The sequence below is a fragment of the Rhodobacter sp. NTK016B genome, assembly GCF_017303295.1.
Taxonomy (GTDB): Bacteria; Pseudomonadota; Alphaproteobacteria; order Rhodobacterales; family Rhodobacteraceae; genus Pararhodobacter.
This window is the reverse complement of the sequence record NZ_JAFKOK010000002.1, coordinates 182,942-198,854: the sequence shown is the minus strand read 5'-3', so window position 1 is coordinate 198,854 and position 15,913 is coordinate 182,942. Positions and strand designations below refer to the sequence as shown.

Below are 15,913 nucleotides of genomic sequence, written 5' to 3'. Positions count from 1 at the left end.
GAAGCAAGTCCTTTCAGTTCAGGAAGAGCGGCGGCACGAAGGGAACGTGCAGCATCCGGTGATAGACGACGTAGAGAAACAGCCCCACCGCCGCCGCGTAGACGAGCCCGGTCAGCCAGCGGAACCGGCCCCAGCCCAGCAGGTAAAGGAATACGAAGCCGACCATCGCCGCCGCCAGCCCGACCACCGGGATCAGCGCGACGGTCAGCGCGAAGATCGCGAAGACCAGCAGTTCGCGCGCGTGCTGGCGGCCGAACCCGGCCAGCGTGTCGCTGTCGCCCACGGGCTGGTAACGGCGCAGCGCGCGGATGTCCTGCGTGGCGCAGACCAGTGCCACCACCGCGCCGACGGAACAGATCGCCATCGGGAAAACCCGGCTGAGGAAGGTCCAGTCGCGCGCTTCGGCGAAGGCCCAGACGAACAGCGCAAGCACCGACAGCGCCAGCACCAGCGACAGGGCCAGACTGCCCTTGCTGGCCGCGCCGCCGATCTCGATCTTGAACTCGCTCTTGCGCTTGGCGATGGCGCGCGCGGCGCCCACGAAGATCACCACCAAGAGCGCAAGCAGGATCAGGATCGTGGGGCGGCTGAAAACCTCGCCCCAGGTATAGGCCTGCGCGGTGATGGCGAGCGAATTCTCCATCACCGGACCCAGCACGAAACCCAGGATCAGCGGCGGGCGCGGCCAGCCTGCGGCATGCAGCGCGAAACCCGCGAAGCCGATGGCCAGCAGCGCGACAAGCGTGCGGATGTCGGGCTGGCCGATCCACGACCCCATGACGAGAAAGACGAAAACGGCGGGCACGACGAGGTTGCCGTTGATGAAAGCGGCCTTGGCCACCTGTCTGGACCAGATCATCAGCGCCCCCGCGCCGACGATATTGGCGAGGATGATGCAGACCACCATGCTCAGCGTCAGCGGCAGGTGCTGATCCAGCATTGCGGGGCCGGGCACCAGCCCGTGGATGGTCATCGCCCCCAGCAGGATCGCCATCGCCCCAGAACCGGGAATGCCGAAGGCCAGCGTCGGGATCAGCGAACCGCCCAGCGTGGCGTTGTTGGCCGCCTCGGGCGCGATCACGCCGCGCACATCGCCCTTGCCGAACTGGCTGCGGTCCTTGGCGCTGTGGACGCCATGACCATAGGCCAGCCAGTCCACGACCGAGGCGCCCAGCCCCGGCAGCATCCCCACATAGGTCCCCATGAGCGAGCAGCGAAAGGCCAGCCAGCGGTTGCGGAAGGCATGGCGGACGCCCGCCATCAGGCTGTCATCCTCGGCCTGTCCGAAATTCTTCGCCGCCAGCGCGCCGCCCGAACTGCCCAGCTGCATCATCTCGGGGATGCCGAACAGCCCGATCACCACCGGCACCAGCGGCAGCCCGTCGATCAGGAACATGCTGTCGAACCAGTAGCGCGGATCCGAGGCCGCGACCGGATAGCCGATCTGCGAGATCAACAGCCCCAGCGCGCCTGCGCAGATCCCCTTGCCGATCGCGTTGCCGCTGACACCGCCGACCATCACCAGCCCGATCAGCGACAGCACGAAGAATTCGGGCGCGCCAAAGGTCAGCACCAGCCACGTCATGATCGGCAGGCTCAGCGCCAGCGCGATACCCCCCACCACGCCGCCGATGGCCGAGACGGTAAAGGCCGCGCCAAAGGCGGTCAGAACACGGCCCTGCTTGGCCATTTCGTGTCCGTCCAGCACCGTGGCCTGCGACGCGATGGTGCCCGGGATGCCCAGCATCACCGAGGAAATCGTGTCCGACGTGGTCGAAATCGCCAGCGCGCCCAGCAGCAGCGCAAAGGCCTGCTGCGGTTCCATCCCGAAGGTGAAGGGCAGCACCAGAATCATCGCCGTGACACCGCCAAGGCCGGGGATCGCCCCGAACCACAGGCCCAGCAAGACGCCGCCCATGAGGTAAAGAAGGGTCGTGCCCTCGAATGCGAGGGACAGACCTGCCAGCAGGGATTCCATGTGAACTCCGATCAGAGGAGGAAGAGAGCGGGCCGTGCCGCTCTCCGTCCGGTCTCAGCGCTCCATGCGGCCGATATAGTCGCGCTGCAGCTGGCGCATCGCTTCGGGCGTGTTGGCGATCTCGTCGACGATCGCCTGCACGTCGTCGTAGTACGAGACCGTCGGCACCATCCCCAGAAGCTCTTCGGCACCGGCAAGGAATTCCTCGCTTTCCAGCGCCTCGGCAAAGCTTTCACGCAGCATCTGCAGATGCTCGTCGGGCGTGCCCGGAGGCGCCACGACCAGCCAGTTGATCGGATCGGTGACGCGGGCATGATACATGATCATGTCCCAGCCCGGCCCTTCGGGCGCAGACCCGGTCACCTGTTCGTAATACTGGTCGAAGGGGAGCATCCCCTCAAGCGTGGGATCGACCGACAGGCCGGTGCCGTCCTCGTTCGGCGCGGTGAAATAGAACAGCGGAATGTCCGTGCCCTCGGCCACCGGGCCCGGCGCCAGCGTGCTGAGATAATAGGCCGCCGTCACCGGGTAGCCGTCGATCTCGCCGCGCTGGCGGGCGGCTTCCAGCGGCGTGTCGCCCGACATGCCCGACACGAAGGTCCAGTCGACACCCAGCATGTCCATCGCCACCGCCGTGCGGATCGACGGGCCGCTGCGGGGCGAATAGCCGCCGAACGTGTAATGGTCGAGCTGCGGCAGATCCTCGGCCGAGTTCATGCCGCGCTCGGGATCGGTCGAGGTATGGGCGATGAAGACCGAGCCGCCGACGCCGCCGATCAGGCCGAAATCCTGAAACGGTATCTGACGCTCGACCGGGTCCAGCACGCGGGTCGAGCCCTGCCATGCCACCCAGCCCAGCGTGCGCCCGTCGGGCCGTGCATTCATTACGTGCAGGATGCCGCGCGACAGCGCGCCGCCCTCGACCGATTGCACGACGATGGTCGGATTGCCCTCCATCGTCTGCGACCACGCATCGGCGGCAAGCTGGCTGATAAGCCCGGTCGAGCCGCCGGGCGAGGCGTTATGCACGATGGTCACGGTGCGGCCTTCCAGATCGATCACCTGTGCGGCGGCGGGGGCAAGCCCCAGCAGCGGCACAAGCGCCGTGGTCGCGACCAGATTGCGCAGGGTTTGATGGTTCATGTCGTCTCCTCCCAGATTGACATTTTGGTGGATATCAGACGTGCCCGAGCGGTCTCAGATCGACCGGAAATGAGGGGCAAGTCATTGATTAAATTGTGTCTTGTTCGATCAGCACTAAGCTGGTCTGATGGCGCGGAAGCTGCAGACAGGATATGCCTCATGCCCTCCGAAACGCTCCAATCCTCCCGGTCCGAAGTCGCGCTGCCGCTGCATGGTGGCTGCGCCTGTGGTGGTGTCCGCTACACGCTGCGCAGCGCGCCGATTGCGCTGTTCGCCTGCCATTGCACGCTTTGTCAGCGGCAATCCGGCAGCGCTTTCGGGCAGTCGCTGCGCGTGCGGCGTGCCGATCTCGATGTTCAGGGCGAGATTGTCACCCGAACCCGCGTGACCGAGCGCGGAACCGGATCCGAAAGCGTGTTCTGCCCCGGTTGCGGCGGGCGCATCTACAACATGCGGCCCGACACCGATTTCTGTCACCTGCGCGGCGGCACGCTTGACGATACCTCGTGGTTGCGGCCGGCGGCCCATATCTGGACCCAACACGCGCAGCCGTGGTTCACGCCCCCCGCCGATACGCTGGTCGAGACGGGCCAGCCCGCCTCGCTCGACGCGATCGTGCAGCACTGGCAGGCCACCAAGGCGCCGCGCTTCCGCTGAGCGGACGGGTATCGCGGCACGCCGCGCCGATGCGCGGGCGATGGTCGGATAGGCGGGTCTTGGTGCCACGTCGCTCTCCCCCGTTGCTGCGTCAGAGCCGCCAAGGAAGGGCGGCGCTGACCTGGGGACAGGCTCGGGCAATGTATACAGAAAGACAAACGCGAAGATTTGGATAATATATGCACAAGATGCATCAATGTGGCATCGGACCGGCCCGTGGTCATGGGTTCATGCCGCCTTCTCGCGCTCAGGCGAGGCGTTGTGCAGCCCCGATGACGCCATCTTCCGCGCGGCCCGCAACCACCTGAAATTGCGCGGCGATAAGGTCCATCAGGACCGAGGCTGGGCGCGATAGCGGCATGTCCGGGCGGGCGATGAACCCCACCTCGCGGCTGACTTCGGGGCCGGTGACCTTCAGGGTGCGCAGGTTCTGATAGCCCGGTTGCTGCTGTTCGAATTCGGGCAGAAGCGTCACGCCCAGCCCGTGTTTGACGAAGCTCACCGCGGTCGAGATCGTCTCGGCCTCGAAATCCCAATAGGGCTGGTTCGCGCTCATCCGCAACGCGCTGTTGATCACCGTGTTGCCGATCAGGCAATGTTCGGACAGCTCGTCCCACGTGACCGTGCCACGGTCGGCCAGTGGGTGGTCGTGGCGGCACACGGCGATGAAGCGTTCCGAGATAACGGGCTTGAAATCCAGCTCGTAATGCGTGCCCATCCGCACCGCGAGGCCGAATTCCACCTCGCCGCCATTGACCTGCGTGGCGATGACCCGTGCGTAGCCATCCATCACCCGGACGCGCACATTGGGCATCACGCGGGCGAAATCGGGCAGCGTTTCACCCAGAACCGAGGTCGCCAGCGAGGGGATGCAGCCCATCGTGACCTCTTGCCGCCGAAGCTGACCGAGTTGCTTCAGATCGGTCATCGCCTTTTCCAGATCCACCAGCGCCCGGCGCGCGCGGGGCAATAGCGCAAGCCCCTCTTGCGTCAGCGCCAGCTTGCGGGTCGTGCGGACGAAAAGCGGCAGGCCCAGCTCGGTCTCGATCTTGGCGATCCGGTGGCTCAGCGCGGTCTGCGACAGGTTCAGCGCCTTGGCCGCGGCCCCGAAGGTACCGTGATCGGCAATCGCGATGAAAGCCTGCAATCCCAAGACATCGACGCGCATGACAGTCCTCCGGCCCCAATCCTTGCGGGGGCGCCGCGACGCGCCCCGGAGTAGCGGGCATGGCGCGATCCTAGACCAGATCGCGCACGGTTTTGCATACATTTTGCCGCGCTGAGCCAAGTTCCGCAGACCCGATCAGCACGAAAAAGCCCGCCGGACAATCGGCGGGCTTACGCGCGGCGCCTGCGATGGCTCAGAAATCGAGCGGTACGCCGACCGGCTGCAGGCCCTCGGCCGCGACCTCGTCCCAGCTTTCGGCGATGGTCTCGGCGCTCCAGCCGCCCGCCTGCTGAAGCACCCGGATCTCGGCGGGATGCGACCACAGGCTCAGCCGGTCGCCGCCGATGCCCAAGGCCTGCCCGGTTACATCGCGCGCCGCGTCCGAGGCCAGGAACACCACCAGCGGTGCGACATCCTCGGGCATGCCGATGCCCTTCTCGCGCAGCGGCTGCGGCAGCGCTTCACCCCGCTCCATCGCCGCGACATGCGGGGCCAGCGCGGGGATCGTCGCGGTCATCCGCGTCAGCGCGGTGGGCACGATGGCGTTGACCGTCACCCGGTCGCGCGTCAGCTCCAGCGCCCAGCTGCGCATCATGCCGACGATGCCCGATTTCGCCGCCGCATAGGCCCCCTGACCGAAATTCCCCTGCTGCCCGGCGGGCGAGGCGGTCAGGATCAGGCTGCCACCCCCGCCCTGCGCGCGAAACTGGCGCGCGGCGGCGCGACCGCATTGGAACGTGCCCTTCAGATGCGTGCCGACGACCAGATCGAACGTGTCATCCCCGGTCTTCCACAGCACCGAATCGCGCAGCACTCCGGCGCAGGCGAACAGCGTATCGAGCCGCCCGAAAGCCTCGACCGCCGCCCCCACGCAGGCCTCGGCCGATCCGTCGGTGCCGATTGGGGCGGCGACGGCGACGGCTTCGCCCCCTGCCGCAACAATCTCATCGACCACGGCCTGCGCCGCGTCACCGTCGATATCGTTGACCACGACACGCGCGCCCACCCGGCCCATGGCCAGTGCGGTAGCGCGGCCAATGCCCAGCCCGGCGCCGGTGATCAGCGCGACCTTGCCCTGCAAATCCATGCTCATTTCCCCTGATATGCCGCCGGACGCTTTTCCATGAAGGCACGCGGCCCTTCGCGGGCATCGTCGGTCGCCATCACCGTAGCCTTGGCGCGGTCTTCCATCTCGTAGCCTTCGGCCAGCGTGACGCCGCTGGCGGCGATCACCGTGCGCTTGATCTCTTGCACTGCGACCGGCGCGTTGCGGGCGATCTGCTGGGCGATTTCCAGCGCCGTGTCCATCAGCGCCTCGGGCGGGACGATGCGCCCGATCAGGCCCACATTCAGCGCCGTTTCGGCGTTGATGGCGCGGCCCGTCAGCATCATCTCCATCGCCACGGCGTAAGGGATCTGGCGCGGTAGCCGGACCAAGGCACCGGCAAAGGGGATCACCCCGCGCGCGGCCTCGGGCAAGGCGAATTTGGCATGGGGCACGGCCAGCCGGATATCGGTGCCCAGCAGCGTCTCCATGCCGCCCGCCATGCAGGGGCCATTGACCGCCGCGATCACCGGTTTGCCCAGATCGAAGCCGCGCTGGGCGATGCGGGCATTGATGCCGTCATCGGCCAGGAAGCGGCGATCCCATTCGGTCTCGGGCTGGCGCGCGCCCGACAGAAGCGGCAGCGACAGGGCCAGATCGCCGCCCGAGCAAAAGGCCTTGTCGCCCGCGCCGGTCAGCACCACCGCGCGGACCGAGCTGTCCTGCGCGATCTCGTCCAGCGTATCGGCCAGACGGCAGGCCAGTTCCGGGCTAAGCGCGTTGCGCGCTTCGGGGCGGTTCAGCGTCAGGATTGCGACCGCGCCGTCGCGCTCGTGCAGCAGGGGCAGCGCGCTCATCGACGCACCGCCGTGACCCGGCCTTCGGCAATCGCGGCGGTGGCGGCCTCGCGCAGGGCGAATTTCTGGATCTTGCCGTTGGCCGTCATCGGCATCTCCTTCACGATCTCGACGTATTTGGGCAGCTTGTGGCGTGCCATCTTTTCGCGGCAATGCGTCTGCAGGGCAAGCGCATCGGCCTCGGCCCCCTCGACCAGAACGACATAGGCGTAGTTTTCCTCGCCCAGATCGGGATCGGGGACGCCCACGACCTGCGCCTGACTGACGGCAGGGTGATCGAGCAGGCAGTCCTCGATCTCGACCGGATAGACGTTCTCGCCGCCCCGGATGATCATGTCCTTGAGCCGCCCGACGATTCGCAGATGGCCGCTTTCTTCCAGCACGGCCAGATCGCCCGAGTGCAGCCAGCCGTCGGCGTCGATGGTCTCGGCGGTTTTCTCGGGCATGTCGAAATAGCCCTTCATGACCAGATAGCCGCGAATGCACAGCTCGCCCGACTGGCCGAAGGGCACGGGCGCGCCGGTTTCGGGATCGACGATGCGCAGTTCGGTATGGGGCTGTGGCACCCCGGCGGTCGAGACGCGGACCTCGAGCGGGTCGGAAGCGCGGGTCTGGGTGATGATCGGGCTGCATTCGGTCATGCCCATGATGATCAGCGGCTCGCCGCCGGTCTCGTCGCGCATCCGCAGCATCAGGCTGGGCGGGATCGAAGTGCCGCCGCTGATGACCCGGCGAAGCGTGTGGGTGTCGCGCTGCGGATAATCGGGATGTTCCAGCATCCGCACCATCATCGTCGGCACCGCGTTCAGCAGCGTGGGCCGATGCTCGTGCCACAATTGCAGCATCCGCGCCGCGTCGAAGCTGTCCATGGTGATCAGCGCGCCGCCGCAGGCCGCCATCGCCATCACGTTGCACACGCAGCCGGCGGTATGGAACAGCGGCATTGCCGACAGCATCACGTCCTCGGCGACATAGCCGCCGCTATCGGCCATCAGGCGGGCATTGTTGACCGTCGAATGGTGGGTCAGCATCGCGCCCTTGGGCTTGCCGGTCGTGCCGCTGGTATACTGGATCTGCGCCACGTCCTTGGGCTGCACCGCCGCCTGCCGCGCTTCACGCGCGGCGTCGTCCAGCCCGCGCCCGGTTTCAAGGATGTCGTTGAAGGGCCGGGCAAAGCCTAGCGGCTTGTCCCCGATCAGCGCAAGGCGGCGCAGCGCGGGGAAGGGGCCGTCGGCGTCGCGAAGGCCGCCCGTCGTATGGGCCAGATCGGGCATCAGCGACAGCAGGTCGCCGCCGATATCGCTGCCGCGGAAGCCCTGCGCGAAGAACAGCGCGGCGACCTTGCCCTGATCGAGCAGATAGGACAGCTCGGCGGGTTTCAGCGCCGGGTTGACCGTCACCAGAACCACGCCCGCCTTGGCCAGCGCGTATTCCAGCAACACCCAGGCGGGGCAGTTCTGGGCCATGACGGCGACGCGGTCGCCAGCCTCGATCCCCCAGTCGATCATGCCGCGTGCCAGCGCGTCGGCATCGGCCTTGAGTTCGCTGTAGCTCCAGCGGGTCTGGGTGTCCGTCGCGGTTTCATCGACCAGAACCGCCAGCCTGTCGCCATGGGCGCTGGCCTGCTGGTCCAGAAGGTCGCCGAGCGTGATGTCCCAAAGGGCGGGGCCGTCCCCGCGCGCGGGCCAGATGGCCGGAGCGTTGTTCGTCATGATGTCCTCCCGTCGCTGCCCGAGATGGCTGGACAGCCTGCAACCGGAGTGTTATCGAATTGTTCGACGTCAATCAATATGACGATGACCAGTAAGATGCCGATCGGTTCACGGGAGGAGCAGATGCAGAGCACAGCGGTTAAGATCGCCGACGAGCCGGTCGAGGCGCCCCTCAAGCTGCAGGCGGCGCTGGAACCCAGTATCAACTTCCGTCTGCGCATGGCGCAGATCCTTGCCTACAAGTCTTTCGAGGCGGTGACGCCCGACCATTCCGGCGCCGCGCGCTATCTGGGGCTGTTGTCCATCGTGTGCGAAAATCCCGGCATGCCGCAGCACCGTCTGGCCGAGGCCGTGGGCCTGCAGCGTTCCAGCCTTGTGCCGATTCTGGACCGGATGGAGAAGAACGGCGTGCTTGAGCGTCGCGCGGTCGATGGCGACCGCCGGGCGAATGCCGTCTGGGCCACCCCGCATGGCGAGGCGATCGTCGCCGATCTGTCGGACAAGGCGAATCTGGTCGAAGAGCAGACGCTCGCCGGTTTCTCGGACGAAGAGATCGTGCTGCTGCGCGAGATGCTCGACCGGGTCATCACGAATCTCCGCGCACTCTGAAGGGTGCCGGATACCGCCCGCCGTCGCGGTGACGGTCGGGCAGGGCGCGGCAACTGGAGGGCCGCGTCGCAGAACAGGGAGGAAGAACCATGACCATCCGTCATCTGACCGCCGGGACCGCGCTGGCCCTTTCGGTCGCCACCGCCGCATCCGCGCAAGACGTCACCTGGGCGTTCTCGCACTGGGTGCCCCCGCAATCCGAGGTTCAGGTCTCGGGCTTCGTGCCGTGGGTCGAATCGATCAACGAGGCCTCGGAAGGCCGCATCCAGATCGACATCTTCCCGGCCCAGCAGCTCGGCGCCGCGCCTGACCATTACGACATGGCCCGCGACGGCATCGTCGATATCGGTTTCGTCAATCCCGGCTATCAGGCCGGCCGCTTTCCGATCATCGCCGCTGCCGAACTGCCGTTCCTGACCTCGAACGCGACCAGCGCCAGCCGCGCGCTGCACGAATGGTACGCGCAATACGCCGAGCAGGAGATGCCCGATGTGAAAGTGTGCCTCGTGCACTTTCACAACCCCGGCACGCTGCACGCGATCCGGGGGCCGATTGCCGGGCCCGAGGACTTCGCGGGCATGAATATCCGCCCGCCGCAGGCCACCATCGCCCGCATGATCAGCCTGATGGGCGCAAGCCCCGTGCAGGTTCCCGCGCCCGAGATGCGCGCGATCCTGTCGTCGGGCGGGGCCGATGCCACCGTGTCGCCGTGGCAGAGCCTCGAGCTGTTCGGGGTCGAAGACGTCGTGACCCATCACCTCGACATGCCGCTCTACGGCGTGGCCTTCGTCTATGCGATCAATCAGGGCAGCTATGACGCGCTGTCGGACGAAAACCGCGCGGTGATCGACGAGCATTGCACGCCCGAATGGTCCGAGCGCATCGCCACCGGCTGGGACACGGTCGACGTTGCCGCCTATCAGCGCATCAAGACCGAGGAAGAGGGTCACAACTTCTACACGCCCAATGACGAGCAGATGGCGGCGTGGATGGAACTGTCCGACCAGCTTCGCGGTGAGTGGGTCGCCACCGCCACCGAGGCCGGTCTCGACGATGCCGAGGGCGCTCTGGCCGACCTGATCGACCGCCTCGACGCGGCGGGCGGCGGCTGGGACAGCCCGGCCTGGGGTAACTGATCCGATCCGGTGACCGGCAGGGCGGTGCATCCGCCCTGCCTTTCTTCAATTCGCGAGGTTCCATGACCCGCTTCCTCGATATCTTCTGCCGCGTGACCGAATGGATCGCGGCAATCCTTCTGGTGGCGGTGACGGCGCTGGTCGTCGTCTCGACCCTTGGGCGCTACCTGTTCGCCACGCCGGTTCCCGACAGTTTCGACATATCGCGGCTGATCTTGGGCGCCTGCCTCGCCTGGGGCTTCGCGGTGATCGGCCTCAAGGGTGGCCATATTCAGGTGGATCTGGTGGCCGAAAGCCTCGGCCCGCGTTTGCGCCGGGCAATCGACGCGCTCGCCTGGGCGGCGCTCTTGCTGTTCGCGGTGCTGCTGGCGTGGAAGATCTGGGGGCGCATCCTGTCGGTGCGCGCCTCGGGCGAGACCACCTTCGATCTGCGCCTGCCGCTCTGGCCGTTCCTTGCGCTTATCTGGGGCGGGCTTGCGGCAAGCTGCGTGACCATCGCCATCAAGCTCATTCGTATCATCGCCGGGGTGGATATGGTCGCCTCGGCCGACAATCAGGAATTGGACGAGGCAAAGCGTGGCCTACGCTGATCTTATCGCCGTATCGGGCTTCGTCGCCCTGTTTGCCATGCTGCTTCTGCGGGTGCCGATCGGCGTCGCGCTGGGGCTGGTGGGTGTGTTCGGCTACGGCGCGATCCGTGGCATGACGCCCGCCTTAAACCTGCTGGCCACATCGCCGATCCGAGTGCTGACCGATTTCCACCTGTCGTTGGTGGTGTTCTTCATCCTGATGGGCTCTTTCGCCACCCATTCGGGCATGAGCCGGGAAATGTTCCGCGCTGCCAATGCGTGGTTCGGTGCGCTCAAGGGCGGGGTGGCGATGTCCACCATCGCCGCCTGTGCTGGCTTTGCCGCGATCTGCGGCTCGTCCGTGGCAACCGCGGCGACGATGACCCGCATCGCGCTGCCGGAAATGCGCCGCTTCGGCTACCGCGAGGAAACCGCGACCGGCGTCATCGCCGCCGGCGGCACGCTGGGGATCATGATCCCGCCTTCGGTGGTGATGGTGATCTATGCCTACATCACCGAAACCGATGTCAGCAAATTGTTCATCGCCGGTATCATCCCCGGTACGCTGGCCATCCTGATGTATATGGGCACCGTGCTGATCGCCCATCGCAAGGGCCTGCCCGAAGGTCAGCCCTTCCGGTTCGGCGAGGCGATGCGCGCGTTGTCCGGCGTCTGGGCGGTGATGCTGCTCTTCGTGTCGGTCGTCGGCGCGATCTATCTGGGCGTCGCCACCCCGACCGAGGCCTCGGCCATCGGCGCGATGGCCACGCTGGTGATCGGCGTCGTGCGCGGTCAGCTCGACGGGCCGAAGATCATGCATTGCCTCGTGGAATCGCTGCGCACATCGGTATCGGTGTTCTCGGTGCTGATCGGCGCGGTGCTGTTTGGCTATTTCCTTGCCATCACCCGTTCGCCGCAGAAGCTGACCGAATGGCTGGTGGGCCTCGATTTCTCGGCGCATGGCACGCTGGCGCTGATCCTCATCGCCTTCATCATCGCCGGTTGCATCCTCGATACGATGGCGATGATCCTGCTGCTGGTGCCGATCGTGTTCCCGGTGGTGATGCATCTGGGCTTCGACCCGATCTGGTTCGGCGTGATCATCGTCATGGTGGCCGAGCTGGGTATGATCACCCCGCCTGTGGGCATCAATGTCTTCGTCATCAACACGATTGCCAAAGAAGTCTCGCTGACCACGATCTTCAAAGGCGTGCTGCCCTTCGTGGTGACCGACATCCTGCGGCTGATCATTCTGGTGATGTTCCCGGCGCTGGTGCTGTTCCTGCCCTCGACGATGTAGGGCGTCGATCCCCGATCTGCCGTGCCGCGCATCCCCGGTTGCGCGGCACAGCGCGATGCGATTTCGCTGCCCTGTCCGGCGACCCACCGCAACCGGCGCGCGCATCGCGGTCCCGCTTGACAGCTTCACCCTTGCGTCGGAATACTGATCTCGAATTGTTCGATATCGAATAATTCGAATCAAGCCGGACTTTGCGCAGTGGAGCCCCACGGGGAGGTGGTGCCCGCATCAGGTGCGCATCGGCCGGGCATCGCATCGGGAGGACGACACATGCGATCCATAACCGGACTGACCTCTGCCCTTGTCTTGGGGCTGGCTGGCGCCGCGCATGCGCAAAGCGCGCCCGCAACCACCGACGATTTCGCCGAGCGCTGCACGGCGCTGATGCAGGCGGATCTTGCCGGCGGCATCGTGACCGCCGCACGCATGGCGACGCTGGCCGACGGCGCCACGCCACATTGCCTTGTGCAGGGGATTATGGCGCCGCGTCTGGGGCAGGGGACCCCGGCGCCCGGCGGCCCCAGCAAGATCTATGGTGCGGGCTTCGAGCTGCGGTTGCCGCAGGACTGGAGCCACCGCTTCCTGTTCCAGGGCGGCGGCGGTCTGGACGGCGCGGTGCGTCCGGCCATTGGCGCGGATGGCGTCAGCGGCACCCCGGCGCTGGCGCAGGGCTTTGCGGTCGTGGCGACGGATTCGGGCCATACCGGCGTCGATTCGGCGGATGCGAGCTTCGGTGTCGATCAGCAGGCGCGGCTGGATAACGGCTACAACGCGGTCGATATCGTCGCCACCGGCGCCCGCGCGCTGGTCACCGAGCTTTACGGGGCCGGCCCCGACCACAGCTATTTCAACGGCTGCTCGAATGGCGGGCGGCAGGCGATGATTTCCGCCTGGCGCTATCCCGAGCATTTCGACGGCATCGTCTCGGCGGCTCCGGCGATGGATCTGGTGGGCGCGGTGGTCGCGTGGAACTGGAACACCCGCGCGCTGGCCGCCGCGTCGCCGACCGATGGCAACGGTGATCCAATCGTCTCGCAAGCCTTCTCGGATGACGAGCTGGCGCTCATCCAGTCCCATGCGCGGGCAACCTGCGACGCGCGCGACGGGATCGAGGACGGGCTCATTCAGGATACGAGCTGCCGCGTCGATCCATCCGAGCTGCTCTGCGGCGAGGGCGAAAGCAACCAGTGCCTGACGCAGGCGCAGGTGGACGCGGTGCAGGCGATCTATGACGGCCCCTCGCTGGCGGATGGTACGCCCATCTATCGCGGCCTGATGCCGGGGGCCGAGGCCGGGCCGAGCGGCTGGCGCGCCTGGCTTCTGGGCAGCGCACCGACGGCGGGGCAATACGGTCGTCAGGGCACCTATCAGCAGGACTGGCTGCGCTATCTGGCCTTCCCTGACCCCCGGCCCAACACCGATCCCCTGCGCGATTTCGACGCCGAGACCGACTGGGCCCAGACCACGGCTTCGCAAGAGATCTGGGGTTCGCGCAGCACCGATCTGGACGCGTTCCGCGACCGGGGCGGTCGGATGATCGTCTGGCACGGCAGCGGCGATCCGGTCTTTTCGGGCTATGAGCTGATGGATTGGTTCAGGGAGCTGGACGCGACCTATGGCGATGCGCGTGACGATTTCGCGCGGCTGTTCTTCGTGCCCGGCGTGCATCATTGCGGCGGCGGCTCGGGGCTGGGTCGTTTCGATCCGCTACAAGCGGTGGTGGACTGGGTCGAAAACGGTCAGGCACCCGACCGGATCGTCACCCACGGGACCGAGGCTGCGGGCACTGCCGAACTGAGCCGTCCGGCCTGCCCCTATCCGTCGCAGGCGCGCTATAGCGGCACGGGCGACGAGACCCTCGCCGAGAACTTCACCTGCGAGGCGCCTTAAACCCGGCTAACCGCGTGCAAAAGGAAACACCGCGTCCCTTTGGGGCGCGGTGTTTTCGTTGGTGGTCCGATGCCCGCCGATGCCTGAGGCGTCAGGACGGGTGATAGCCCAGGTCGGTCGACAGCTTGCGCGCGAAATCGAGCGTCGCGCGCACCGCCGCGCCGTCCGGGCCCAGATCAATCTGCTGGGTCGGGCCGATCACCGTGATCGCCAGCTTCATCTCGCCGGTGAAATCGAAGACCGGCGCGGTGACGGCGCTGACGCCCGGGATCGGCAGGTCCAGAGTGGTCTCGTAGCGCTCGCGCCGGATACGGGCGATATCGGCGCGGTAGGCGGCTTCGTCGAAGCTGAAGCGGGTTTCGGTGCTGGCGCGCTCGGCCAGTTCCTGACGAATGAGCGGCGCGGTCATCGTCTCGGGCAGGAAGGCCACGAACAACCGCCCCGTCGCGGTGTTGGTCAGCCCGAACCCGCCGCCCGCGCGCACGTTGGCATGGATGCGCGCAATGGTCTCGCGGACATGGACGATGGTCACGCCATGCAGGCCCCAGACCGACAGCGCGACCATCAGCCCGGTTTCCTCGGCCAGCCCCGACACCCGCACGATCGCCTCGTGATAGGCATCCTGCGCGCGCAGACGGCTCATGCCCAGTTGCAGCGCGAACGGCCCCAGCCCGTACAGGCCTGTATCGGTCTGCTCGACCATCTGCATCCCGCGCAGGCTGACGAGATAGGGGTGCAGCTGGGCAGGGGCCACGTCGACCGCCTCGGCGATGTCGCGCAGTTTCATCGGGCCATTGGCCTCGGCCATCACCCGCAGGATGGCGCCCGCCGTTTCCAGCGAACGGATGCCGCGCTGCGCTTTGGCGGGCTTGCCGCCATCTGCGCCCTCGCCGCGCGCCATATCCTCTGCCATCCGCCCTCTCCCGCTCTGGCTGCTGCCACGTTTCCGCTACCCGGCACGCCCCGGCAATGCCTTCTGACGCTGCCACAGGTCAAGCGAGACGATCAGCCCCAGTGTCGTCACCGCCACACCCATCCATTGTATGGCATTGGGCCATTGCCCGGTAAGCGGTATCGCAAGCAACACCGCCGCGGACGGGACCAGTGCCGAGAAAAGCGCCGCCCGTCCCCCGCCCAGCCGCAAAACGGTCGCAGCGAAGATCACGAAGGCAAGGCAGCCGCCGACTACGCCCTGATAGAAGAATTGCTCGGCCCACAGGCCCGGCGCCAGATCGGGCAGGCCCCAGACCCACAGATAGACCGGCGCATAGGCGAGGGTCGCGAGTGTCGCGATGCAGGCGGTGGTCTCGATAGGTGGCAGCTTCCAGCGGCCCATGGTGAAGACGTAGATCCCCCACAGCGACCCCGAGGTGACGAAGAACAGATCGCCCACCAGCACCGACCCGCCCGAGGCGCGTGGCGCGGGGGCGTCGGCGGCGATGATTAGCAGCCCGCCGATCAGGATCGCGATGCCGATCCGCCGCATCCAGCTTAGCGGCGTGCCGCTGGTCCAGCGGTCGAGCGCATTGGCCACGAGCATCGACATGCCCGGCCCGATCACCACCGCATGCGAGAGCGGTGCACGCTGGAACCCTTCGTTGAAGGCCAGCGCGAAAAGCGGACCGATCAGAAGCGCCAGCACCGCCACCTTGCGCAGGGGCGGCAGCCGGTGGCGGGCCAGAACCAGAAGCGGCGCCATCAGCAGCGCCGCTCCCCCGTAGCGCAGAAGCGTCAGGTCGGCGGGCCGGAAGCCCGTCGCCTGTCCGATTTCGGCGCCAACATTGTAGATCCCCCAGCTGAGCGCCGCGAGGAAACCCAGCGCGACGCCCTGCCGCGTTCGATCCATGAC

The 15,913-nt window shown here is 66.8% G+C and carries 14 protein-coding genes; 6 read left to right on the top strand and 8 right to left on the bottom strand.

Features of this window, described 5'->3' with window-relative positions; translation table 11 throughout:
- Positions 1–13 precede the first annotated feature (13 nt).
- Positions 14–1,978 (bottom strand): tripartite tricarboxylate transporter permease, encoded by a 1,965-nt coding sequence (locus tag JI664_RS03295; protein ID WP_207012291.1) that lies wholly within the window; start codon positions 1,976–1,978, stop codon positions 14–16.
- 54 nt (positions 1,979–2,032) lie between these two features.
- On the bottom strand, positions 2,033–3,121 hold the full coding sequence (locus JI664_RS03290; protein WP_207012290.1) for a hypothetical protein: 1,089 nt from the start codon (positions 3,119–3,121) through the stop codon (positions 2,033–2,035).
- A gap of 159 nt (positions 3,122–3,280) precedes the next feature.
- On the opposite strand from JI664_RS03290, the gene JI664_RS03285 reads away from it, so the two are divergent.
- Entirely contained in the window at positions 3,281–3,778 is a 498-nt protein-coding gene (locus JI664_RS03285) for a GFA family protein (RefSeq protein ID WP_207012289.1), read from the top strand.
- Positions 3,779–4,025: 247 nt separating this feature from the next.
- Here the strand turns inward: JI664_RS03285 and JI664_RS03280 are convergent, their stop codons facing one another.
- The 4 genes from JI664_RS03280 to JI664_RS03265 all read right to left on the bottom strand — a co-directional run bounded on the left by JI664_RS03280 (position 4,026) and on the right by JI664_RS03265 (position 8,560).
- On the bottom strand, positions 4,026–4,946 hold the full coding sequence (locus JI664_RS03280; RefSeq protein ID WP_207012288.1) for a LysR family transcriptional regulator: 921 nt from the start codon (positions 4,944–4,946) through the stop codon (positions 4,026–4,028).
- Between the two features lie 193 nt (positions 4,947–5,139).
- A complete protein-coding gene (locus JI664_RS03275; protein ID WP_286173804.1) occupies positions 5,140–6,033 on the bottom strand; it encodes an SDR family NAD(P)-dependent oxidoreductase in 894 nt (297 codons plus the stop codon).
- Positions 6,034–6,035: 2 nt separating this feature from the next.
- The gene (locus JI664_RS03270) at positions 6,036–6,848 is read right to left on the bottom strand and encodes an enoyl-CoA hydratase/isomerase family protein (protein WP_207012286.1); all 813 of its coding nucleotides are present in this window, start codon (positions 6,846–6,848) and stop codon (positions 6,036–6,038) included.
- Positions 6,845–8,560: an AMP-binding protein gene (locus tag JI664_RS03265; RefSeq protein WP_207012285.1), complete on the bottom strand. Its 1,716-nt coding sequence runs from the start codon at positions 8,558–8,560 to the stop codon at positions 6,845–6,847. Before JI664_RS03265 ends, JI664_RS03270 begins: the two co-directional genes overlap by 4 nt.
- A gap of 123 nt (positions 8,561–8,683) precedes the next feature.
- On the opposite strand from JI664_RS03265, the gene JI664_RS03260 reads away from it, so the two are divergent.
- From JI664_RS03260 to JI664_RS03240, 5 genes are all read left to right on the top strand, one after another.
- Positions 8,684–9,169, top strand: a complete 486-nt coding sequence (locus tag JI664_RS03260; protein WP_207012284.1) for a MarR family winged helix-turn-helix transcriptional regulator — start codon at positions 8,684–8,686, stop codon at positions 9,167–9,169.
- Between the two features lie 89 nt (positions 9,170–9,258).
- Positions 9,259–10,305: a TRAP transporter substrate-binding protein gene (locus JI664_RS03255; RefSeq protein ID WP_207012283.1), complete on the top strand. Its 1,047-nt coding sequence runs from the start codon at positions 9,259–9,261 to the stop codon at positions 10,303–10,305.
- A 62-nt stretch (positions 10,306–10,367) separates the two neighbouring features.
- Entirely contained in the window at positions 10,368–10,895 is a 528-nt protein-coding gene (locus JI664_RS03250; RefSeq protein WP_207012282.1) for a TRAP transporter small permease, read from the top strand.
- Positions 10,882–12,174: a TRAP transporter large permease gene (locus JI664_RS03245; RefSeq protein WP_207012281.1), complete on the top strand. Its 1,293-nt coding sequence runs from the start codon at positions 10,882–10,884 to the stop codon at positions 12,172–12,174. Before JI664_RS03250 ends, JI664_RS03245 begins: the two co-directional genes overlap by 14 nt.
- Positions 12,175–12,444: 270 nt before the next feature.
- Positions 12,445–14,064 (top strand): tannase/feruloyl esterase family alpha/beta hydrolase, encoded by a 1,620-nt coding sequence (locus tag JI664_RS03240; protein WP_207012280.1) that lies wholly within the window; start codon positions 12,445–12,447, stop codon positions 14,062–14,064.
- A 91-nt stretch (positions 14,065–14,155) separates the two neighbouring features.
- Here JI664_RS03240 and JI664_RS03235 read toward each other — a convergent pair whose 3' ends face one another.
- Together JI664_RS03235 and JI664_RS03230 are read right to left on the bottom strand one after the other, a co-directional pair.
- Complete coding sequence (locus tag JI664_RS03235) at positions 14,156–14,977, bottom strand: IclR family transcriptional regulator (protein ID WP_207012279.1); 822 nt, start codon at positions 14,975–14,977, stop codon at positions 14,156–14,158.
- Positions 14,978–15,013: 36 nt separating this feature from the next.
- Complete coding sequence (locus JI664_RS03230; RefSeq protein ID WP_207012278.1) at positions 15,014–15,910, bottom strand: DMT family transporter; 897 nt, start codon at positions 15,908–15,910, stop codon at positions 15,014–15,016.
- Between the last annotated feature and the right edge of the window lie 3 nt (positions 15,911–15,913).